1 protein-coding gene is annotated in these 376 nt (G+C 66.8%); it reads left to right on the top strand.

Features of this window, described 5'->3' with window-relative positions; all coding sequences use genetic code 11:
• On the top strand, window positions 1-376 hold a 376-nt coding region (locus AC5ZGW_RS47515; RefSeq protein ID WP_496114324.1), incomplete at both ends, for a TOBE domain-containing protein.

Below are 376 nucleotides of genomic sequence, written 5' to 3' on the forward strand. Positions count from 1 at the left end.
GTCGCCGGCTTCATCGGCTCGCCCGCCATGAACTTCTTCCCTGTCGAATGGCGTGAGGAGCGGGCAATCCTTTTGCAAGGCGCAACGGCGGTGCCGCTGGACGGCGAGACCGCAAGCCGCCTGCAGCGGGCCGGCAGTGCGATCCTCGGCGTCCGTCCCGAGCATTTCGTCGCGGCGACCGACACGGCCGATGGCGTCGTCATCAACGTCAAACTGGTCGAACCACTGGGCTCGGATACGCTGATCCATTTCGACCTCGCCGGCGTCTCCGCCATCGCGCGGGTCGATCCGTCGCTGCGCCCGAAGGTCGGCGATCGTCTCGGCCTGCGTCCGCAACCGGGCAAGATGCATTTGTTCGATGCGGCCAACGGACAGG

It is taken from the genome of Bradyrhizobium sp. Crot121 (assembly GCF_059512385.1).